This is a genomic window from Rhodovulum sp. HP10, assembly GCF_047553435.1.
GTDB lineage: Bacteria > Pseudomonadota > Alphaproteobacteria > Rhodobacterales > Rhodobacteraceae > Rhodovulum.
Window position 1 is genome coordinate 2,670,319 of the sequence record NZ_CP180201.1, and the last position, 17,281, is coordinate 2,687,599.

At 67.1% G+C, this 17,281-nt stretch carries 28 protein-coding genes and 1 tRNA gene; 15 read left to right on the forward strand and 14 right to left on the reverse strand.

The annotated features are described in order from the left end of the window. Nucleotides 1-35: 35 nt before the first annotated feature. Nucleotides 36-905: a tRNA 2-thiocytidine(32) synthetase TtcA gene (gene ttcA / locus ACK8CO_RS12545; protein ID WP_414896819.1), complete on the reverse strand. Its 870-nt coding sequence runs from the start codon at nucleotides 903-905 to the stop codon at nucleotides 36-38. Nucleotides 906-979: 74 nt separating this feature from the next. Here ttcA and ACK8CO_RS12550 point away from each other — a divergent pair, with 74 nt between their 5' ends. Next, entirely contained in the window at nucleotides 980-1,252 is a 273-nt protein-coding gene (locus ACK8CO_RS12550; RefSeq protein WP_414899020.1) for a leucine zipper domain-containing protein, read from the forward strand. A 606-nt stretch (nucleotides 1,253-1,858) separates the two neighbouring features. Here ACK8CO_RS12550 and yidD read toward each other — a convergent pair. The 3 genes from yidD to rpmH are packed head-to-tail and all read right to left on the reverse strand — an operon-like array spanning nucleotide 1,859 to nucleotide 2,671. Beyond that, nucleotides 1,859-2,098: a membrane protein insertion efficiency factor YidD gene (yidD, locus tag ACK8CO_RS12555; protein WP_080617520.1), complete on the reverse strand. Its 240-nt coding sequence runs from the start codon at nucleotides 2,096-2,098 to the stop codon at nucleotides 1,859-1,861. After that, a complete protein-coding gene (gene rnpA, locus ACK8CO_RS12560; protein ID WP_231119317.1) occupies nucleotides 2,095-2,508 on the reverse strand; it encodes a ribonuclease P protein component in 414 nt (137 codons plus the stop codon). The genes yidD and rnpA overlap by 4 nt, the downstream gene beginning before the upstream one ends. Before the next feature lie 28 nt (nucleotides 2,509-2,536). After that, a complete protein-coding gene (gene rpmH, locus ACK8CO_RS12565; protein WP_042456712.1) occupies nucleotides 2,537-2,671 on the reverse strand; it encodes a 50S ribosomal protein L34 in 135 nt (44 codons plus the stop codon). 323 nt (nucleotides 2,672-2,994) lie between these two features. On the opposite strand from rpmH, the gene ACK8CO_RS12570 reads away from it, so the two are divergent. The 4 genes from ACK8CO_RS12570 to ACK8CO_RS12585 all read left to right on the forward strand — a co-directional run bounded on the left by ACK8CO_RS12570 (nucleotide 2,995) and on the right by ACK8CO_RS12585 (nucleotide 6,756). After that, entirely contained in the window at nucleotides 2,995-3,726 is a 732-nt protein-coding gene (locus ACK8CO_RS12570) for a TVP38/TMEM64 family protein (protein ID WP_414899021.1), read from the forward strand. A 4-nt stretch (nucleotides 3,727-3,730) separates the two neighbouring features. Then, nucleotides 3,731-5,143 (forward strand): dihydrolipoyl dehydrogenase family protein, encoded by a 1,413-nt coding sequence (locus ACK8CO_RS12575; protein ID WP_414896820.1) that lies wholly within the window; start codon nucleotides 3,731-3,733, stop codon nucleotides 5,141-5,143. A 30-nt stretch (nucleotides 5,144-5,173) separates the two neighbouring features. Then, the gene (locus ACK8CO_RS12580; protein ID WP_414896821.1) at nucleotides 5,174-6,589 is read left to right on the forward strand and encodes a sensor histidine kinase; all 1,416 of its coding nucleotides are present in this window, start codon (nucleotides 5,174-5,176) and stop codon (nucleotides 6,587-6,589) included. A 90-nt stretch (nucleotides 6,590-6,679) separates the two neighbouring features. Beyond that, nucleotides 6,680-6,756: transfer RNA gene (locus ACK8CO_RS12585), tRNA-Arg, on the forward strand. Nucleotides 6,757-6,783: 27 nt separating this feature from the next. Here ACK8CO_RS12585 and ACK8CO_RS12590 read toward each other — a convergent pair. The 10 genes from ACK8CO_RS12590 to ACK8CO_RS12635 form a co-directional block, all read right to left on the reverse strand. After that, entirely contained in the window at nucleotides 6,784-7,854 is a 1,071-nt protein-coding gene (locus ACK8CO_RS12590; RefSeq protein WP_414896822.1) for a tyrosine-type recombinase/integrase, read from the reverse strand. Then, complete coding sequence (locus ACK8CO_RS12595) at nucleotides 7,851-8,084, reverse strand: DNA-binding protein (RefSeq protein WP_414896823.1); 234 nt, start codon at nucleotides 8,082-8,084, stop codon at nucleotides 7,851-7,853. Before ACK8CO_RS12595 ends, ACK8CO_RS12590 begins: the two co-directional genes overlap by 4 nt. Continuing rightward, nucleotides 8,068-8,895, reverse strand: a complete 828-nt coding sequence (locus ACK8CO_RS12600; protein WP_414896824.1) for a hypothetical protein — start codon at nucleotides 8,893-8,895, stop codon at nucleotides 8,068-8,070. Before ACK8CO_RS12600 ends, ACK8CO_RS12595 begins: the two co-directional genes overlap by 17 nt. Beyond that, complete coding sequence (locus ACK8CO_RS12605; RefSeq protein WP_414899022.1) at nucleotides 8,895-9,608, reverse strand: hypothetical protein; 714 nt, start codon at nucleotides 9,606-9,608, stop codon at nucleotides 8,895-8,897. The genes ACK8CO_RS12600 and ACK8CO_RS12605 overlap by 1 nt, the downstream gene beginning before the upstream one ends. After that, nucleotides 9,605-9,859: a hypothetical protein gene (locus tag ACK8CO_RS12610; protein ID WP_414896825.1), complete on the reverse strand. Its 255-nt coding sequence runs from the start codon at nucleotides 9,857-9,859 to the stop codon at nucleotides 9,605-9,607. The genes ACK8CO_RS12605 and ACK8CO_RS12610 overlap by 4 nt, the downstream gene beginning before the upstream one ends. After that, complete coding sequence (locus ACK8CO_RS12615; protein WP_414896826.1) at nucleotides 9,856-10,083, reverse strand: hypothetical protein; 228 nt, start codon at nucleotides 10,081-10,083, stop codon at nucleotides 9,856-9,858. The genes ACK8CO_RS12610 and ACK8CO_RS12615 overlap by 4 nt, the downstream gene beginning before the upstream one ends. Beyond that, entirely contained in the window at nucleotides 10,083-10,235 is a 153-nt protein-coding gene (locus ACK8CO_RS12620) for a hypothetical protein (protein ID WP_414896827.1), read from the reverse strand. Before ACK8CO_RS12620 ends, ACK8CO_RS12615 begins: the two co-directional genes overlap by 1 nt. A 57-nt stretch (nucleotides 10,236-10,292) precedes the next feature. After that, a complete protein-coding gene (locus ACK8CO_RS12625) occupies nucleotides 10,293-10,550 on the reverse strand; it encodes a hypothetical protein (protein WP_414896828.1) in 258 nt (85 codons plus the stop codon). Between the two features lie 57 nt (nucleotides 10,551-10,607). Then, nucleotides 10,608-10,889 carry a hypothetical protein gene (locus tag ACK8CO_RS12630; RefSeq protein ID WP_414896829.1) on the reverse strand — a complete coding sequence of 94 codons (282 nt, stop codon included), beginning with the start codon at nucleotides 10,887-10,889 and terminating at the stop codon, nucleotides 10,608-10,610. 161 nt (nucleotides 10,890-11,050) lie between these two features. After that, the gene (locus tag ACK8CO_RS12635; RefSeq protein WP_414896830.1) at nucleotides 11,051-11,788 is read right to left on the reverse strand and encodes a helix-turn-helix domain-containing protein; all 738 of its coding nucleotides are present in this window, start codon (nucleotides 11,786-11,788) and stop codon (nucleotides 11,051-11,053) included. Here ACK8CO_RS12635 and ACK8CO_RS12640 point away from each other — a divergent pair. The 10 genes from ACK8CO_RS12640 (at nucleotide 11,787) to ACK8CO_RS12685 (ending at nucleotide 17,172) form a co-directional block, all read left to right on the forward strand. Further along, on the forward strand, nucleotides 11,787-11,999 hold the full coding sequence (locus ACK8CO_RS12640) for a hypothetical protein (RefSeq protein WP_414896831.1): 213 nt from the start codon (nucleotides 11,787-11,789) through the stop codon (nucleotides 11,997-11,999). The genes ACK8CO_RS12635 and ACK8CO_RS12640 overlap by 2 nt on opposite strands. A gap of 65 nt (nucleotides 12,000-12,064) precedes the next feature. Further along, complete coding sequence (locus ACK8CO_RS12645; protein ID WP_042456636.1) at nucleotides 12,065-12,346, forward strand: hypothetical protein; 282 nt, start codon at nucleotides 12,065-12,067, stop codon at nucleotides 12,344-12,346. Further along, entirely contained in the window at nucleotides 12,343-12,483 is a 141-nt protein-coding gene (locus ACK8CO_RS12650; RefSeq protein WP_178390545.1) for a hypothetical protein, read from the forward strand. The genes ACK8CO_RS12645 and ACK8CO_RS12650 overlap by 4 nt, the downstream gene beginning before the upstream one ends. A gap of 89 nt (nucleotides 12,484-12,572) precedes the next feature. Next, the gene (locus ACK8CO_RS12655) at nucleotides 12,573-12,845 is read left to right on the forward strand and encodes a DUF2312 domain-containing protein (RefSeq protein WP_414899023.1); all 273 of its coding nucleotides are present in this window, start codon (nucleotides 12,573-12,575) and stop codon (nucleotides 12,843-12,845) included. Continuing rightward, entirely contained in the window at nucleotides 12,845-13,327 is a 483-nt protein-coding gene (locus tag ACK8CO_RS12660) for a hypothetical protein (protein ID WP_414896832.1), read from the forward strand. The genes ACK8CO_RS12655 and ACK8CO_RS12660 overlap by 1 nt, the downstream gene beginning before the upstream one ends. Continuing rightward, a complete protein-coding gene (locus ACK8CO_RS12665; RefSeq protein WP_234153952.1) occupies nucleotides 13,324-13,959 on the forward strand; it encodes a hypothetical protein in 636 nt (211 codons plus the stop codon). The genes ACK8CO_RS12660 and ACK8CO_RS12665 overlap by 4 nt, the downstream gene beginning before the upstream one ends. Nucleotides 13,960-14,245: 286 nt before the next feature. Next, the gene (locus ACK8CO_RS12670; RefSeq protein ID WP_414896833.1) at nucleotides 14,246-14,818 is read left to right on the forward strand and encodes a hypothetical protein; all 573 of its coding nucleotides are present in this window, start codon (nucleotides 14,246-14,248) and stop codon (nucleotides 14,816-14,818) included. Continuing rightward, nucleotides 14,815-15,477: a hypothetical protein gene (locus ACK8CO_RS12675; protein ID WP_414896834.1), complete on the forward strand. Its 663-nt coding sequence runs from the start codon at nucleotides 14,815-14,817 to the stop codon at nucleotides 15,475-15,477. Before ACK8CO_RS12670 ends, ACK8CO_RS12675 begins: the two co-directional genes overlap by 4 nt. 187 nt (nucleotides 15,478-15,664) lie before the next feature. Continuing rightward, nucleotides 15,665-16,252: a Panacea domain-containing protein gene (locus tag ACK8CO_RS12680; protein WP_414896835.1), complete on the forward strand. Its 588-nt coding sequence runs from the start codon at nucleotides 15,665-15,667 to the stop codon at nucleotides 16,250-16,252. Between the two features lie 536 nt (nucleotides 16,253-16,788). After that, nucleotides 16,789-17,172 carry an HNH endonuclease gene (locus ACK8CO_RS12685; protein ID WP_414896836.1) on the forward strand — a complete coding sequence of 128 codons (384 nt, stop codon included), beginning with the start codon at nucleotides 16,789-16,791 and terminating at the stop codon, nucleotides 17,170-17,172. Nucleotides 17,173-17,281: the final 109 nt, after the last annotated feature.

The following is a 17,281-nucleotide window of genomic DNA, read 5'->3' on the forward strand; positions in this document are numbered from 1 at the left end:
CCCGACCTCGCCACGGGCGCGGGGTCGGGGAAAGGTCAGCCCGTTGCGGTCTCGCCGGGCGCGATGTCGGAGGGCGTGCCGGTTTCCCGCACCAGACCCGCGAAGTCGAAGAGCGCCGGGTCAAGCAGATGTGAGGGGCGCACATGCATCAGCGCGCGAAACATCTTCTGGCGGCGCCCGGGATGGTTGCTCTCCCACTGGTCGAGCATCGCCTTGACCTGCATGCGCTGCAGCCCGTCCTGGCTGCCGCAGAGATCGCAGGGGATGATCGGATAATCCATGGCGCGGGCGAAGCGCGCGCAATCGGCCTCGGCGACATGGGCCAGCGGGCGGTAGACGAAGAGATCGCCCTCTTCGTTCACCAGCTTCGGCGGCATCGTCGCCAGCCGTCCGCCATGGAAGAGGTTCAGCAGGAAGGTTTCCAGGATGTCGTCGCGGTGATGGCCCAGGACCACGGCCGAACAGCCTTCCTCGCGCGCGATCCGGTAGAGATTGCCGCGCCGGAGCCGCGAGCAGAGCGCGCAATAGGTCCGGCCCTGGGGCACCTTGTCCATGACGATGGAATAGGTGTCCTGATACTCGATCCGGTGCGGCACGCCCATCTTTTCCAGAAATGCGGGCAGCACGGTCGCCGGAAATCCCGGCTGGCCCTGGTCGAGATTGCAGGCCAGAAGCTCGACCGGCAGCAACCCGCGCCATTTCAATTCGTAAAGCGCGGCCAGCAGCGTGTAGCTGTCCTTGCCGCCTGAGAGGCAGACCAGCCAGCGTGCGCCGCGCTCGATCATCCCGTATTGCTCGATGGCCTCGCGGGTGTCGCGGATGATCCGCTTGCGCAGCTTCTTGAACTCGGTGGTCGAGGGGGCGCCGTGGAACAGCGGATGGATATCGTCGGGCTCGTCGGACATGGCTGAGCCTATGCCAGATTGCCCGCCGCCGGGGAAGCGGAAAGGCGGCCTCTCTTTCGTGCTCTGGCAGTGAAATTTCGGAAGGTTGTTCCCGCGCCGCGAAGCAAGCCTGCAAGCCGCCAGACGCCAGCCCGGGCCCCGCAGCGAGGCGCAGCCTTCATCGGAATTCCCGCCTCACTGTCTATGGTCGGAAACAGATCGTCGCCCGCGTCGCCGCTGGTCGGGGCGTGACCCGATTGGCACAAGTTCTCGGCCTGTCTTTCGGCACGTGGGGCAAGTGGCTGGCCCGGTTCCGCGAGACGGAGCTCGGGCGCCTCAGGATCGGCCGCGCTCTCTGCGCCAGGTGAGCGCGCGCCTGCTGCGGTGCCTTATCGGCCCGACCCGCTTGCGGGCGATGGCTGCATCTCACCGGCGCCGCCATCCTCCGCATGCGGGGTCCGCCGCAGTCGCCGGTGGCTGACCCGGAGCGGGCTTTTTCGGCTGGCGGCGGGCGGGGGCTCTGCCCATGTCTCAGGACCCGGCTTGCCCATGCCGGGTTGCAGTCGGACACGCGCAGGGTCATTATCCCCGGCATCCTGCTGCGTGTCCTGCGCGGGGCCCGCGGGCCGGGCATGAAGGCCGAGCCTGTGATGGCGGGCAACGGCGGCGCCTGCCGCTTGCGCCGGTTCCGCAAGGCGCCGGGCTCGCCGGGTATCCGCCTCCTCTACACGCAGCCCTTCATGCCAAAGCCAAATGGCAAGGGCCGGGCGCGTCTGTCGGAAGAGCGGTCCTCCGGATTCGTGTCCTTGCCCGGCTGGCTCCGAACCCTTCTGCGCGACTGGGGCTATGGGCTTGCACATCCTTTCTCGGTGATGCGTAGTGCTCGCGCGAGCCGTTCGCCTCCCGAGGCCGCAGTCAGCCCTCAGCAGATTGCCCCCGCTAAGGGGGCTGAGCAACCGCATGGGAAACCAGAGCTAGCGCTTCGCGCCGGGTTTCGGCGGGACCGGGTCGTAGCCGCAGCCGCCCCAGGGGTTGCAGCGCAGGATGCGCCAGAGCGCGAGTGCCCCGCCGCGAAGCGCGCCATGGGTCTCGAGCGCTTCGAGTGCATAGGCCGAGCAGGTCGGCTGATAGCGGCAGTTGAAGCCGATCCAGGGCGACAGCACCATCCGGTAGGCCTGGATGGGAAGGGCAAGCAGGCGGGCGAGAGGGCTCATGACCGATCTGCATGCAGGCGTTCGAGCGCCCGGCGCAGGTCGGCGCTCAGGGCTGCGAAATCGCGGCTTGCGGTCGTGACCGGCCGTCCGATCAGCACGTAATCCCAGCCCGGGAGGCCATGGTCGGGCAGCTCGGCTCGGGCGATCTCGCGCAGGCGACGCTTGGCGCGGTTGCGCGCGACGGCATTGCCGACCTTCTTCGAGCAGGTGAAGCCGATCCGGATGCCGCCCTCGGGCGCCTCGCTTCGGCGCCGGGCCTGCAGCGTGAAGGCAGGGGCCGATTGCCGTCTTGCCCGCGCCGCAAGCAGGAAATCGGCGCGGCGGGACAGGACTGTCAGGCATGACGACGCCGCCGGAGAAGCTTTGGTGCACTCCGATGGTTCAGAGGCACCGTTCATCCCCGGCGGCATCATGTCGTCATCGCCCTCAGGCGTGCTCTCAGGCGCAAAGGCTCTTGCGGCCGCGGGCACGGCGGGCGTTCAGGATCTTGCGGCCGGCCTTGGTCGCCATGCGGGCACGGAAGCCGTGGCGCTTCTTGCGGACCAGGTTCGAAGGTTGGTAGGTGCGTTTCATCGCGCGTCGCTCCGTCGAGATGGACCCAAACCGCGTGCGGATTCGAAGGCCCCATGGTGTTCGAAGCCCGTCCTTTAGGGGCTTGACGCGGGCAAGTCAATTCTTCCCGCACGGGAAATGCTGCAATCTGACGCCAGCATGCGACTGTGGCCCTCCGGTGGCCTTCTGTCCGACCCCGAGAGGGGGCGCTTTTCCTGTCACCGCCGATCAATGCGGCGTGAGCGGGCTGTGCAGACCGGTCGGGTCCGTCCATGTTCGCAAGGCGGATATCCACAGCGGACCCGGAGATGGCGAAGAACCTACCCGACATGAACATACCCGAGATGGCCCCGACAGGGCAGCAGAGGCCGACACGGCGCGGCCTTGCCCGCTACCTGCTTCTGGCAGCGATTGCCGCCGTCGCGCTGATTGGCGCCCTGACGCTGCATGACCGGCTGAGCTTCGAGGCGCTTGCGGCGCATCGCGAGGCGCTGATCGCGTTGCGGGACGCCAATTATGCCATGGCGGTGCTGGGCTTCATGCTGGCCTATGTGCTGATCGTCGCCTTCTCCCTGCCCGGGGCGACGGTGGCGACGCTGACTGGCGGCTTCCTGTTCGGTGTCTTTCCGGGCGTGTTCTTCAACGTCACGGCCGCCACGCTGGGTGCGCTTCTGATCTTTCTCGCGGCCCGCTGGGGGCTTGGCGACCGGCTCTCGGCCCGGCTCGATGCCGGCGAGGGACGGATCGCGGCCTTTCGCGAGGCGCTTCGCGAGAACGAGATCCCGGTATTGTTCCTGATCCGGCTGGTTCCGGCGGTGCCCTTCTTTGTGGCCAATCTGTTGCCCGCGATGGTGGGCGTGCGGGCCGGGCGCTTCGTCTTCACCACCTTTTTCGGCATCATGCCGGGCGCGCTGGTCTATACATGGGTCGGCGCGGGGCTGGGCGAGGTCTTTGCCCGGGGCGCGCGGCCCGATCTCGGCATCATCTTCGCGCCCTATTTTCTGGGGCCGCTTCTGGGGCTGGCGGCGCTGGCGGCCTTGCCGATCGCGATCCGTGTCGCGCGGCGGAAGGGGTAGGGCCATGGCGACGACGAAAACCGATCTCTGCATCATCGGTGCCGGTGCCGCCGGGCTGTCGCTGGCGGCGGGTGCGGTGCAGATGGGCGCGCGGGTCGTGCTGGTCGAGGGCCACAGGATGGGGGGCGATTGCCTGAATTACGGCTGCGTGCCCTCGAAGGCGCTGCTTGCGGCCGCGGCCCGGGCGCAGGCGATGCGCGAGGGCGGCTGCGGCATCGCCGGGATCGCGCCGCAGATCGATCATGCCGCGGTCATGGCCCATGTGCGGGGCGCGATTGCCGCCATCGCCCCGCATGACAGCGTCGAGCGGTTCGAGGGGCTCGGTGTGCGGGTGATCCGGGACTGGGGCCGATTCGTCTCTCCGCGCGAGCTTGAGGCGGGCGGCGAGACCATCTGGGCGCGCCGCTTCGTGATCGCGACGGGCTCGCGTCCGGCGGTGCCGCCGGTTCCGGGGCTCGACCGGGTGCCCTATCTCACCAACGAGACCCTGTTCGAGCTTGACGCACGGCCCGACCGGCTTCTGATCCTGGGCGGCGGCCCGATCGGAATGGAGATGGCCCAGGCCCATGCCCGGCTCGGGGTGCGGGTCGCGGTGATCGAGGCGAAGCGGGCGCTGGGCCGGGAGGATCCCGAGGCGGCGGCGCTGGTGCTCGCGCGGCTCGGGGCCGAGGGCGTCGAGCTCTTCGAGCGCACCGAGGTGCGGCGCGTGAGCGGCCGGGCGGGCGCGATCACGGTCGAGACCGGTGACGGCCTGCTCGAGGGCAGCCATCTTCTGGTCGCGACGGGCCGCCAGCCGGCGCTCGAGCGGCTCGACCTGGCTGCGGCCGGGGTCGAGGTCGATGCCGCCGGCGTGCGGGTCGATCCGGGCCTGCGCAGCACGAATCGGCGGATCTACGCCATTGGCGATGCGGCGGGGCAGGGGCAGTTCACCCATCTTGCGGGCTATCATGCCGGTCTGGTGATCCGGCCGATCCTGCTGGGCCTGCCCGCCCGGGTCCGCCGCGATCACATTCCCCGGGTGACCTATTCCGATCCCGAACTGGCGCAGATCGGTCCGACCGAGGCCGAGGCCCGCGCCGCGCATGGCGATGCAATCGAGGTCGTGCGTGCCGATTATGCGGGAAACGACCGTGCCGTGACCAGCGGGCGGACCGCAGGATTCGTCAAGGTCGTGCTGCGCCGGGGGCGTCCGGTCGGGGCAACCCTGGTGGGCGCCGAGGCCGGCGAACTGGTCGGTCCCTGGGCCCTGGCCATCGCCGGAGGTCAGCGGATGACTGCCCTGACCGGCATGATTGTGCCCTATCCGACACTGGGTGAGCTTAACAAGCGGGCGGCGGGCGCCTATTTTTCCCCCAAACTGTTCAAGAATCCCTGGGTCAAGCGGGGGGTGAGGGTGATTCAGCGCCTCTTGCCCTGAGCCAACCCCCCGGGGCCGGGGGCGACACGCATGTTCCTCAATTCCCTGTCCGGTCGGTTCCTGCTGCTGACGATCGTCTTCGTCATGCTGGCGGAGGTGCTGATCTTCGTGCCCTCGGTGGCCCGGTTCCGTGTCGATTTCCTGCTGGCCCGGCTGGAACGCTCGCAGATCGCCTCGCTCGCGCTTCTGGCCAGCGATGGCATGATCGGCGACGAGCTGGAACGCGAACTGCTGCAGAATGCCGGGGTCTACAATGTCGTTCTGCGGCGCGACCGGGCCCGCGAGCTGGTGCTGTCCTCGCCGATCCCCGAGCCGGTCTATCGCAGCTTCGATCTGCGGGATACCAACGTGCTGTCGCTGATACCCGACGCGCTGATCCGGCTCGCCGACCCGAAGACGCGCGTGATCCGGGTGATCGGCCAGCCGGTCCAGCGGGCGGGCCTCCTGATCGAGGTCACCATGAGCACGGCCGAGCTGCGCAAGGCCATGATCGATTACGGCCTGCGGATCCTTCTGCTCTCGGCGGTGATCTCGGTTCTCTCCGCGCTGCTGCTTTTCCTGTCCGCGCGGCGTCTGCTGGTGGTGCCGATCCGGCATGTGGTGCGGGCGATCAAGCTCTATGCCGAGGCCCCCGAGGATAATCGCCGGATCATCGAACCCTCGGCCCGGGTGGGCGAGCTTTACGAGGCCGAGACCGCGCTGCGGGCATTGCAGGAAGAGCTGACCGGCGCGCTGCGTCAGAAGGATCGCCTGGCCCAGCTTGGCGCGGCTGTCGCCAAGATCAGTCACGATCTGCGCAACATCCTGACGACGGCCCAGCTTTTCGCCGACCGGATGGAGGCGAGCGACGATCCGGCAGTCAAGCGCGCCGCGCCCAAGATCGTGGGCGCGATCAGCCGTGCCGTGCATCTGTGCGAATCGACTCTGGCCTTCGGCCGGGCGCAGGAGCCGCCGCCCCGGCTCGAACGGGTGGCGCTGGCGCCCATCGTCAACGAGGTCGTCGACGGCGAGCGGCTGGCGGCGGGCGACTACGATATCAGCTTTTCCGAGGACGTGCCGGCGGGGCTGACACTGCGTGCCGATGTCGAACAGCTGATGCGGGTGCTGACCAATCTGGTGCGCAACGCGCGCCAGGCCATCCTCGCCTCGGGCAAGCCCGGCGAGATCGGCATCCATGCCGACGAGACCGAACAGGATTGGGTGATCCAGGTGACCGATACCGGGCCCGGTCTGCCGCCGAAGGCGCGCGAGCATCTGTTCCAGCCCTTCCATGGCGGCACGCGCAAGGACGGCACCGGCCTCGGGCTCGCGATTTCGATGGAGCTGATCCGCGGCCATGGCGGTGCGCTGGAGCTTCGCCGCAGCGATGCCGACGGCACTGCCTTCGAGATCCGTCTGCCGAAAGCCGCCGCCGTGCTTCCGGGCGAGGGCGAGGCCCCGCTCTGAGCCGGTTTCGCGGAGTGCGAAAAAACTGTGCCGAAATGCTCGGTTTGCCCCTTGCGTTGCCCTGCGGGGGGCGTTACATCCCCAACCCACGCGCTGGTAGCTCAGTTGGATAGAGTACTTGACTACGAATCAAGGGGTCGGGGGTTCGAATCCTCCCCAGCGCGCCACTTCCAAGATATCCAACTGAAATCGCTTCACTTTTCCCCGCATTTTTCACTTTGCGCGGAAGTGTTTGCAACGTTCTGTTCTTGTTCCATTCCCACGACCGCAGCCCGGCGCCGAGTCGCGCGGGTATAGTGCTCGACTTCTTTGAGCGAAACATGCCCGGTCCAGGCGGCGATCTGGTGGGTTGTCGCGCCAGCCTCAGCCAGAGCCACGGCCCGCGCCTTCCGCAGCCCGTGGGCGCTTTTCTCGATCCCTGCCGCGCGGGCAGCTTCGCGGATCAGCGTTCCCAGAGCTTTCGATGATCGCGTCTGGCCGCGTGTCGTTGCCAGATAGGTCATGTGGCCGCCGGGTGCTGCAGCGATAGCCCTGTGCATCTGCTCCCGTTCATCGGCGAGCGTCGTGGCCCATGCGGGCAACGGGCAGGTCCAGGGGATATAAGCAGGATCTCGCGTCTTGGACTGGCGAAAGGTTAGGACGCCGCCGCGATCCACCATGCCGGGACCGAGGTGCACGGCATCGGAAAGCCGGGCACCCGTCCAGTGCATCAACTCGAATGCCAGACGCGGCACCGTGCCGACCGGCCAGCGCGCACGATAGGCGTCGATCTCATCGGGCGTCCATGGCGGGTGTCCGGTGGTCTTGCGCCTCTTTGGCGCGCGGACACCGACAGTCGGATCGAGATCGAGCAGCGCCGCGGCCATGCCATGGGCTGCCAGAAACCGCCATGCCTTCAGCCTGTCCACCGGGCTTGCCGCTTCGATCACGTTCTTCTGGATGTGCTTGGGACGCAGCCCCCTGGCGGGCGCATCGCCCGCCGTTCTGGTGATGGCGTCGAAATGCCGGTGCAGCGTGGCGCGATAGACCTCGCTCAGGGTCTTGAAGGTATCGGTGCGCATTGCGGCTTCGGCCAGTGCGCCGACGGTTCCGGCGGGTCTTCCTTTTGGCTTGGACTTGGCCCGCCTGGCTTCTGCATATGCTGTCAGGAAATCCGGATGATCGTGCGGCAGGTCGGGGAGCCTCACCAGCGGCTGCCCCTTGGTCCGGTAATAGGTGTAGACCTTGCCTCTGCGCCGAACGACGAAGATGCCGGTCAAGCTCACGACGCCACGCCGAAGGCCCGGTCGCACGCCCCTTCCTCCCTGTCTGTTTCTCCGCCTCGCGCCAGGCTGTCCGCAAATGCATCGAGTTCGAAGCGATCATAGAGGCGTTTGCCACGCAGTGGCAGGGTCTGAATTCCCAGCTTGCGCAAGGTGCTTTCCGATACCCCCAGATAATGGGCGGCTTGTGGTGCGGGCATCAGACGGGGCGCGAAGTCACGCGTGATGGCCATCGGCCTTTCCTCCCTTCATGGCGCAGTCGACCAGCTCGGCGATGGCGTCGCGGAATGCCTTGTCGGCGGGGTCTTCGGCGGGCCTAGGCAGGGCGTCGTCCGCATAGCAGATCCCGCCGCATCCCTGCCCCTCGGTCACCCTCGCGCCGCAGGCGGGGCAGATCCGGGGCTCGCCCGGCGGCTGCCCGGCCTGCGGGTCGCCCAGCAACAGCCGTTCCGCGCGGCGCGGGTCATTGGTCAGGCGCAGCCGCCAGCAGAGCTTGACGGCGGCCATCACGCCCGCGCGGTAGCGCAGATCCTCGCCGAGCTCGGCTTCGATCAGTTCGAGCCCCCAGCGCAGCGCCCGCTCGATATCGGGCGCCCAGCTTCCGCCCAGAAGCGAGCTGCGGATCAGGTCGCGGCCGAAGAGCCGGATCATGTCCTTGCCGTCATCGCAGATGATCAGCCGGGCCTCGGCCGGGGCTACCTCGGCATGGAACCGGCCGAAGCTGCGGGTGAGCGTGTCAGGTGTTGTTTCAGTGATGATGCGGTATTCGGTCTCGACGTCCCGCAGCCGCTCGGGCTCGGCGCGGAGCCGGTCGCGTTCGGCCTCTGCCGTCTCGGCCCGGGCGCGCAGCGCGGTCAGCATTTCCAAGCAATAGCGTTCTGCGCTGTCGAGGATGTCGCTGTCCACATAGCAGTGGAACTCGCAGTCGCGATCTCCTTCCCATCGCGGGACGGTCGCATGCACCGAAAAGACGTGCCTGCCATCTGCATCATCCGGGTCGGCTTGAGCGGCCCAGATCTCGCGGGGCCATTGGGTCTCGGCCATCAGGCGGCCTCCTTTCCTGCTTGCCCGCCCCATTGGTCCGCCGCGGCAGCGGCGAGGCCTTCGAAGGTGCGGGATCTGATCTTCCAGCGGTCGGGTCCGGGCGGGGCCCGATGGACCGCACTCCAGCGCTTGTGCGCCTCGGTGCCGGGCGCGGGCGGGGTCAGCCGGTTGGTGGCGCTCAGCGGCGCGAGGCCGCGCAGATAGAGCCCCGTCGCCTTGAAGACCGGCTCGCCGAACCACCAGGGCTGCACGATCTGCGGCTTCGGCAGATCGGCCGGTAGCCGCGCCCGCCCGTGGCGGTGCATCACCGGGTTCTCGACCGCGACGCGCGGGATCGGGGCGCGCCAGCAGGCCGAAAACAGCGCGGCCCCCTCGTCGAGCAGCCGCCACATGATCGCGCGGCGGGTGTCCTCGGGCAGATCCGGCCAGGCGGTGCGTTCGTCCGGGCGCGCCTCGGCCGGGGCGTTGCTCGGCGGCACATGCAGCCAGCGGACACCCGAATTGCAGAGCCGGGTGCAGGGCGGATGCATGACGGCGAGCAGATCCCAGCCGAGGTGAAGCACGTCGCGGATATCGCAGATCATGTGCCGGTTGGTCGCGTCCTCGGCGGGCAGCAGGTCGCAGGACCAGACATCGTGCCCGCGCGCGGCAAAGGCCCGGCGCATCACGCCCGAGGTCTCGCAGCCGATCAGGATCCGGAGGGAGTGCATCAGTCGAAGGGACAGAGGCGGGTGGCCGCCTCCATCCAGTTTTGGGCGGCCTCGTCGCGGCCGGTGGCGGTCAGCCCGAAGAGCTGGATCTCGTAAAAGACCACCCGGCCGGGCAGCGTCGGGATCTCGAGCCCGTGGCGGCGGAGCGCGCCGCGGATGGCGGCAAGGCGGGTCTCGGGGGCGGCGCCGCGCCATTCGGCGACGAAGGCGGCCAGCGCGTCGGGCGGCGGGGCGATGCTGTCGAAGAGGCTCATGCGGCACCGCCTGCCCGGGCCTGTTCGGCCAGGGCGCCGAGGGTGACGGCCCGGCCCTGCAGCCGCTCGGCCCGGGCGAAGGCGGCGCGGGCGAGCAGCGGCTTGCCGTCCCGCGCGCTCGACTTGGCGGCGACGCGGGCAGTCTGGGCCTCGATGCGGGCGGCGGCCGCCTCGGCCGCGAGGCGGTCGGCGATCTGCGGGGCAATGGTGAGGATCGCGGCCATCAGAGGCTGGCCTCCGCGATCCGGGCCAGCATGAGCCCGCCCCAGGCCGAGACGACGAAGAGCACACCGATCAGGGCGCCCAGCAGCGCATCGCGCCAGGTGCCGAAGCCGTAAGTTACGGGAAGGTCAGGGATTTTGAGCATGCGGGGCATGATGTCCTCCGGGTTTGGGCATGGGATGCCCGCCCGCGCGGGGCGGGGCACCGATGCTCAGGCGGTGATGTGGCGGCAAGCGCGCATCACGGCGTCCTCGGCGTGGGTGTTGGCAAGCGAGAGGTCGCGAGAGCTGAAGCGATCGCCCTCCGGATCGGTCCCGCCGATCTCATGCAGCTTGGCGATGAACGCCGCGCCCATATCCTTGATGACCTGCATCTGGGATTTCTCGGCGTCGGTCAGGGCGCGGTACTTGTGACGCACAGCATTGTTGGTCGTGCGGCTGTCGCTGGTGCTGTCGATCTGCTCGGGCATCATGTCCTCCTTTTCTGAGCATGGGATGGGGGCTGACATGCAGCCCCGCACCGATGCTCAGGGCTCGGAGGACTCGCCGCCTTCGCCTTCGCCTTCGCTGCCCTCGCTCGGGTCGGAGGCGGCGCGGTCGCGGTCATTGCTGGTGGGGGCGACGTAATAGATGCAGCCCGGCGCATGGGTGCGCTGGAAGGCATTGGTGCCCGGGATCGGTGCGAAACAACCCTGGCTGTCGGCCGAGGGCTGACGGATCGCCCGCAGATCCTCGGTGGTCTCGGTCGCGGCGAGTGCGGGCGCGGCCAGCAGGGCCAGCGCGGCGGCAGTGGTCAGGATGGTCTTCATGGGTCTCCCCTTTCGCGGTTGCGGTGGGATGACCAATATAGGGAAGTTTCCCCATGTCAATCTAAAATCGGGAAATATCCCCCTTTCGGGGCGAGCCTAAGCCCTCAGCAACCCCAAATAGGAGCCACCCGGAACACCCTTCAGCGGAGGATCGCCGACGGTTAGGCTCTCTTTACGAGATCTGAAGGCCAATGAAGCCTGACCGGCGCAGCCCACTTGAGGCGCACATCGTGCTGGTTCTCCGCGTCGGGATTCAGGGCAATGAGGTGAAAATAGCCGGGCTGCGAGCCGAGCTTTACGAGCTTGACCCACCCCAAGCCCCGCTCGCATTCGCAGACACAACGCCTGCCGATAGCCTCGCTCGGCACGCCCTCGTGAGTGGGGCGAGAATAGAACAGAAGATCACCTGCCGAATAGACCGGCTCCATGCTGTCGCCGACGATCTCGACAGCGACAACGCCATGCGGGGAAAGGCCTGCCGGGCATTCGACCTGTGGGCCGGCACCCCTCTCATATGCTTCGAATACAGGCACCTTGGCGCCAGCCCCCACCCTACCCGCAATCGAGATTGTAGGCACCCCAGCAACGGACCCATTCGCTGCGGCCAAGATTTCTTCCACGCTTATGCCAAGAGCCCGCGCGATTTTCATTGCGGTATCGAGCTTGGGGCTGGCCGCTTTTCCGCGCCGAAGATCCCGAATGAAGCTTTTGCTCAACCCGGCAGCCTCAGAGAGCGGCGCGGCCCGCAATCCGCGCGCGTCCATGATCCGTTCCAGGCCAGCAAGGAAGTCATCGCCAATATCACGCATGCTGAAGAGATTGCACAGACTCCCGGGACGGAAGTAGCGGGAAGTTTCCTGTTGCAAATGTCGGGAAGTTTCCTCATTGTCCGCTGTCATGGAACAGCTCATCGCCGAAGTTAGGGCCTATGCAGAGGCCACGAACAAATCACCCGAGAAGGTGCTGCGCGAAGCCATCGGCGCCAGTTGGGGCGCCTGGGCCGCGTGGCAGGCCGGAACCTCAGGTCCGACCATGCGAAGCGCGGACCGCCTTCGCGCCTTCATGGCTGCGAACCCGGCTCCCGCCAAGCAGGAGGACACCGCATGCTGAGCGCGTCCTGCCCCCCGATTTCTTCCCCGAGTCATTTTGCACGAAGCCACCATAGGGATGTTGCCATGCAAAAGTCCTTCCAGAAGTTCCGCGACCCGCAGGAGCGGGAGCGGAAATGGTTCGCCTCGCTGCTTTGGCGGTCATTCCCCGAGGCGACCAGCGAGGCCCAACTCGCCGATCTCGTGGCCGAGGCGCTGAACACGGCGCATCGGCCGGTGAACCCGCGCACGGTGCGGAACTGGCTGCGCTCCGAGAACGCGCCGGGGCTGCATTACGTGGTGGCGGTGCTGGCGCTTGCGGGCGCCGAGACCGTCTTCGAACTCTTCGACCCGGAGCAAACGGCATGACACTGGCAACTCGGATCTACTGGCGTATCGCCGGACGCTTCAACCAGGTGCGCGCGGGCAGAGCCCGCGCCGCCGCCCGCGTCTTCGAGGCGCGGGCCGAAAAGTTTTTGGCGCGTTTCAAGGGGGGCCGGACATGACCGGCCCGACCGTTTCGCTCACCGGCCCGAACGGGGCGACGACCGGCCCGATCCCGCTCGACGCCTTCACCGCCGGGATACGGGCGCCGATGAAGGAGACCGCAGCGGATGAGGCGGTGCGGGAGAAGACATACCGGGTGGCGGCCGACGAGCTGCGCGGCTTCATCGAGCGCTTCGAGGCCCTGGCCGAAGAGAAGGCCGCCCTCGGCGATCAGCAGAAGGAGGTGATGGCCGAAGCCAAGGCCCGCGGTTACGACACCAAGGCGCTGCGTCGGCTCATCGCGCTGCGCAAGCGCCATGCCGAGGACATCGCCGAGGAAGAGGCGGTGCTGCAGCTCTATCGCGAGGCCCTGGGGATGTGATGGCCGCGCGGATTTACACCGACCTGACGATCCGCGGCACGACCTATCCGGATGCGGCCAGCGCCGCCCGGGCGCTGGGGGTGACCCCCGAGGCGATCCGCTCGGCCGCGCGCAAGGGGCGGCTCGATCTGGTGGGGACGGGCCGCAAGGGGCTTGCGCCGATGCCGGTGCGGATCCGGGGCGAGCTCTTCACTGATGCCCATGCCGCCGCCGCCCGCTTCGGGGTGACGCCGCAGGCGGTCTGGCGGGCGATCTGCGATGGCGATCCCGACCGGATCGGCCGGCCGCAGCGCCGCCCCGGCCGGGCCCCGAAACCCTTCGAGATCGGGGGCTTGCGCTTTGCCTCGCAGCGCAAGGCCAGCCGGGCGCTGGGGTTCTCGGAGGATTACCTTTCCCATGCCCTGACCCGGGGCGGCCGCGCCGCCCGGGAACGCGTTCTGGCCGCAGCCATGGCGCTGGCGGCGAAAGGGGTAACGCCATGACACTTGCCGCCTCCCGTCTTCGCCCGGTCGATGCCGCCGAGCTGCCTGATTATCCGCTCGGCCCCGAGGACGACCTGAACGGCCATTACTTCATGACCTGGTATCACCGCGAATGGCTCAACAGCGAGATGCGGCTGAAGGGCACCGAGGAATGCCGGGCGCTGTATTTCGACCTGATCTGCCTGTCGCAGGACCAGAAGCCGGTGGGCACGCTGCCCGACGATCCCGAGCAGCTGGCCAAGCTGCTGGCGGTCGACGTGGCGCGGCTGCGGCGGCTGAGCGAGATGGAATACGGGCCGCTTCATCACTGGCAGCCCTGCCGTTGCGGCGACCAGATCCGGCTGATGCACGGCCGGGTCACCGCCATGGTCCTCGAGGCGCTGTCGCGCAAGCATGACAACCGGGCGCGCAACGAGGCGGCGAACGCCGCCAAGCGGCGCCAGCGGCTGCGCTCGGCCGTGGCCGGGCTCCATCCCGAGCTGGCGCAGAACGACGCCGCCATCCTCTGGATGGACGACTGGCTGGTCGAACAGGGCTGCGGCTATCGCGGCTCGACCTGGGTCGAGCGGGCGCTCGCCGCCTGGTCCAGCCACATGTTCGACGTGAACCGGGCCGCCCGCGCCCGCGAGTAACTTCCAGACTGTCCCAAGACTGTCCGCAACTGTCCCGAGGACAGTTCAGGGACAGTCTCGGACAGTCTCAGACTGTCCTGCACGACAGGGACATAGACAGAGAAAAGGACAGGAACATGGACGGTTCGCGTCGGTCTGACAGGACAGGACCTGTGGATAACCCCGAAAGGGCAGAGAAAGGGGCGGGACTGTCCCGAACTGTCCGCAACCGTCCCGCAAATGTCCGCTGGACAGTGTCGGGACAGTCCTGAGGCGGTCGGGCAAGGCAGAGAGAAAGGAGGCGGAGATGGACGCGAAGGATCAGGCCGAGGGCGAAAAGCGGGTGCGGGCGCTGCTGATCGAGCCGCTGTTGCGGCGGGGGCTGGTGAAGTCGGGCAAGCTGACGAAAGCCCGGTTCGAAGAAATGCTGGTCGATGTCGAGAAACGGCTGGCCTACATGAGCGCGTCGAACCTGGCCGCGCTGGAAGAACAGATGGCGGCCCTCGCCGGGGGCGAGGCGAAAGACATCTTCCCGACTAGCAATCGTATTCGGCAAGAAGCTCTGAAAATCCAGAAACCGGACGACCGGGCGTCGCCGCTGATGCGTGCCGTTTTCAAGCATCCTATCGGGCAGGGGGCCTTGACCGAGGGCTGGGCGCCAGAGCTTCTGGATGAGTTGCGTGACAACCGCGTTTGGCCGGGGACCTATGTTCTCGGTCGCGTCAGGGATGAGGCGCGGGGCGCTATCCTGCGGCTTGACCGCCTCCGCAGGATCGCCCCGGCCGACCTGACCGATGCCGAACGTCGCTGGCTTGCGGCCCGAGAGCAGCAGATGGAAGAGTGCCGCCGCATCGCCGATCTCGCGGGGACAGCGGCATGACGGCCGCGCTCCGTTCCCCGGTGCAGACGGCGCCGCGCAGTCGGCGCGCGATGCCGGTGCGCGCGGCGCTGGAATGGGCCTTCGGCACCGAATGCGCCCAGCTCGACCATGACGAGATCGAAGCGGTCGGCGGCACCGGCTGGCGCCCCTTCGGCATGGAATACGTGGCCCTCGAACGCGCCCGGCTGGGCACGCGCGTCGACACCAGCCGCAGCCGGTCCCGCCCGCATGACGATGCCGAGCTGATCGCGACCGTGGTTCGGAACGTCCTGCCCTGGTACGCCGCCACACTGGTGGCCGATCTCGCCCGCGCGGGCCGCACCCCCGACTGGATGCCCGACGCCCGTCCGCGGCTGAAGCCCGAGGACTGGATGGTGAACCGCTGGGGCCGTCACTCGAAGACGGCGGATGCCGCCACGCTGGGGGTCGAGGGCTGGCAGCCGATCCCGCGCCGCAACCGCAAGGGCGTGATCGTCCACCATGCGGTGCGTTTCACGCCTTGCGTCTGGGAACCGACCCCTGCCCGGATCGCGGCGGCGCGGCGGGCCTATCTCGACTGGTGGGGCTATCTGCTGGCGGTGCAGGCGGCATTGAAAGGCGCGGACCTGACGCGGATCGAGGTCACCCGGGACATGCCGCCGATGCGGCCGTGGGGGTGAGGAAGCGGTAGTTGAGCGGACTGCGCCTGCGGATCTGCTACAAAAACGCCCATGTGGGGTTGAACAGTGTGCCGCAGGAGGAAAGGTGCATTGAATCAACATGATCTCGGTCGATCAACTTTTCTGACACCGGCTTGGAATAATGCTACAATCCGCTATATGGAAGCCCGTTCAAGGGTCGGACGAGATGAGCACGGAATCCCCAACGTTTGCAGTGATGACGCCGAGTGTGCCCCGCATCTTGGCATCGCTTTATCATGTGATGAAGGAAGCTTGCGGGAGAAAATCTCCTGTTTCGCAGTACCAGCTTGTGAAAACGCTCTTCTTAGCGGACCGGGCTCATCTCAACGAGTGGGGCAGGCCTATCACCTATGATAATTACACGGCGATGTGCCATGGCCCGGTGCCGTCTTTGGCGTACGATTTTCTTAAGGGCAACCTGAAAGCCCTACGCGACTTCGGCGTTGGGAAGCTTCCTTGGAAGACGGTGGAGCGTGGCGGGAAATTCAAGAATTACTACCCCATAGATGGGGAGTTGGATCCGGAAGAGTTCCTCTCGGAGAGCGATATTCAAGCTCTCAACGACGCGCTCACGATAGTGCTCCGTCTTGGTTTCGGGCAAATTCGGAAGCTAACCCATGAAGACCGGGCTTATGTGGATGCGTGGCGTGACGATGGCGGGAAGGCCGCCTACGAGATGAAACTCGGCCTGCTCTTCGATGAGCCGAATTTTGACCAAGCAGCGATGATTGCGGAATATTCGCCGTATGTTTGAAGCTGGCGACGTTGTCCGCTTCCACAGTCCTACGGCGGGAAAAGAGAAGTTCCACCTGTGCCTTGGCACTATAGGCGGCTCTCCTGTCTTCGCTTTCCTTCACTTGAATTCAGGGTCGGGTTATCGTGGAGATTGCATTCTGGACGACGGCCAAGTTCCCGGGTTGCCAAAATCGCGGACTGGTCAAACAGTCGTATCCTTTTCTGTTGTCGTCAGGATGAGAGAGGATCGGCTCAGGAAGTGTGGCGCGACAAAGACGGGCGCTATCGATGCGCACCTTGCCGGTGAACTGGCGGCGTTTGCAAGAACCACCAGTGTGCTAACCAAACCAGATCGGGCGTTAGTCGTCTCAGCTCTCGAAGCCCTGTTTTCATAGTCTCGAACCGCGTTCCCCTGCACCGTCCCGTTGCGGCCAGCCCCCTGGAAACATTTTTCTTGACGTTTCTCTAGCCCGGTTGACATAGTGCCGTCACCCAAGCTGCGCCCGGAGCGGAACCCCCGCCCCGGGCGCTTTGCGTTTGCGGGAGGCCTCACCCATGACGATCCGCAAGCTCTGCGCGGCCTCTGGCTGCGACGACCTCGCTGTGCCTGGTGCCGCGCTCTGCGAAGAGCATGAGGCGGAACGGATCGCGCGGGGCCGCGCGCGGCGGGCGAAGGTGAAGACGGCCGAGGAGATCCGGCGCCGCTCGAAGCTCTATGCCAGCCCCGCCTGGAAGAAGGCGCGCGCCGCCTTCCTCGAGGCCAACCCGCTCTGCACCGATTGCGCGGGGCTCGGGCTGGTGACCCCGGCGACCGAGGTGGATCACATCGCGCGGCACGAGGGCGACCGGGCAAAGTTCTGGGACCGCTCGAACTGGCAGGCGCTCTGCAAGAGCTGCCACAGCCGCAAGACCGCCCGCGAGGTGCTGGGTCGCACCTGACACCGGGGGGGGTGTCCAAAAATCGACGGCCCCCCTCGGGAACCGCGCATGGGAGCTTTCTTGTTGCGCGGGCCGAATTGGCAAAAAAAGCCCACGATTATAAGCCCCT

Excerpts from the sequence above, each read along its gene's own strand:
- ACK8CO_RS12660 (WP_414896832.1), top strand. The coding sequence starts at position 12,845 with ATGGCCGCGCGGATTTACACCGACCTGACGATCCGCGGCACGACCTAT.
- yidD (WP_080617520.1), bottom strand. The coding sequence starts at position 2,098 with ATGAGCCCTCTCGCCCGCCTGCTTGCCCTTCCCATCCAGGCCTACCGG.
- ACK8CO_RS12655 (WP_414899023.1), top strand. The coding sequence starts at position 12,573 with ATGAAGGAGACCGCAGCGGATGAGGCGGTGCGGGAGAAGACATACCGG.
- ACK8CO_RS12570 (WP_414899021.1), top strand. The coding sequence starts at position 2,995 with ATGGCCCCGACAGGGCAGCAGAGGCCGACACGGCGCGGCCTTGCCCGC.
- ACK8CO_RS12650 (WP_178390545.1), top strand. The coding sequence starts at position 12,343 with ATGACACTGGCAACTCGGATCTACTGGCGTATCGCCGGACGCTTCAAC.
- ACK8CO_RS12630 (WP_414896829.1), bottom strand. The coding sequence starts at position 10,889 with ATGAAGACCATCCTGACCACTGCCGCCGCGCTGGCCCTGCTGGCCGCG.
- ACK8CO_RS12620 (WP_414896827.1), bottom strand. The coding sequence starts at position 10,235 with ATGCCCCGCATGCTCAAAATCCCTGACCTTCCCGTAACTTACGGCTTC.
- ACK8CO_RS12580 (WP_414896821.1), top strand. The coding sequence starts at position 5,174 with ATGTTCCTCAATTCCCTGTCCGGTCGGTTCCTGCTGCTGACGATCGTC.
- ACK8CO_RS12625 (WP_414896828.1), bottom strand. The coding sequence starts at position 10,550 with ATGCCCGAGCAGATCGACAGCACCAGCGACAGCCGCACGACCAACAAT.
- ACK8CO_RS12615 (WP_414896826.1), bottom strand. The coding sequence starts at position 10,083 with ATGGCCGCGATCCTCACCATTGCCCCGCAGATCGCCGACCGCCTCGCG.
- rpmH (WP_042456712.1), bottom strand. The coding sequence starts at position 2,671 with ATGAAACGCACCTACCAACCTTCGAACCTGGTCCGCAAGAAGCGCCAC.
- ACK8CO_RS12575 (WP_414896820.1), top strand. The coding sequence starts at position 3,731 with ATGGCGACGACGAAAACCGATCTCTGCATCATCGGTGCCGGTGCCGCC.
- ACK8CO_RS12645 (WP_042456636.1), top strand. The coding sequence starts at position 12,065 with ATGCAAAAGTCCTTCCAGAAGTTCCGCGACCCGCAGGAGCGGGAGCGG.
- ACK8CO_RS12675 (WP_414896834.1), top strand. The coding sequence starts at position 14,815 with ATGACGGCCGCGCTCCGTTCCCCGGTGCAGACGGCGCCGCGCAGTCGG.
- ACK8CO_RS12610 (WP_414896825.1), bottom strand. The coding sequence starts at position 9,859 with ATGAGCCTCTTCGACAGCATCGCCCCGCCGCCCGACGCGCTGGCCGCC.
- ACK8CO_RS12600 (WP_414896824.1), bottom strand. The coding sequence starts at position 8,895 with ATGGCCGAGACCCAATGGCCCCGCGAGATCTGGGCCGCTCAAGCCGAC.
- ACK8CO_RS12680 (WP_414896835.1), top strand. The coding sequence starts at position 15,665 with ATGAGCACGGAATCCCCAACGTTTGCAGTGATGACGCCGAGTGTGCCC.
- ACK8CO_RS12685 (WP_414896836.1), top strand. The coding sequence starts at position 16,789 with ATGACGATCCGCAAGCTCTGCGCGGCCTCTGGCTGCGACGACCTCGCT.
- ACK8CO_RS12635 (WP_414896830.1), bottom strand. The coding sequence starts at position 11,788 with ATGACAGCGGACAATGAGGAAACTTCCCGACATTTGCAACAGGAAACT.
- rnpA (WP_231119317.1), bottom strand. The coding sequence starts at position 2,508 with ATGCCGCCGGGGATGAACGGTGCCTCTGAACCATCGGAGTGCACCAAA.
- ACK8CO_RS12595 (WP_414896823.1), bottom strand. The coding sequence starts at position 8,084 with ATGGCCATCACGCGTGACTTCGCGCCCCGTCTGATGCCCGCACCACAA.
- ACK8CO_RS12670 (WP_414896833.1), top strand. The coding sequence starts at position 14,246 with ATGGACGCGAAGGATCAGGCCGAGGGCGAAAAGCGGGTGCGGGCGCTG.
- ACK8CO_RS12665 (WP_234153952.1), top strand. The coding sequence starts at position 13,324 with ATGACACTTGCCGCCTCCCGTCTTCGCCCGGTCGATGCCGCCGAGCTG.
- ttcA (WP_414896819.1), bottom strand. The coding sequence starts at position 905 with ATGTCCGACGAGCCCGACGATATCCATCCGCTGTTCCACGGCGCCCCC.
- ACK8CO_RS12640 (WP_414896831.1), top strand. The coding sequence starts at position 11,787 with ATGGAACAGCTCATCGCCGAAGTTAGGGCCTATGCAGAGGCCACGAAC.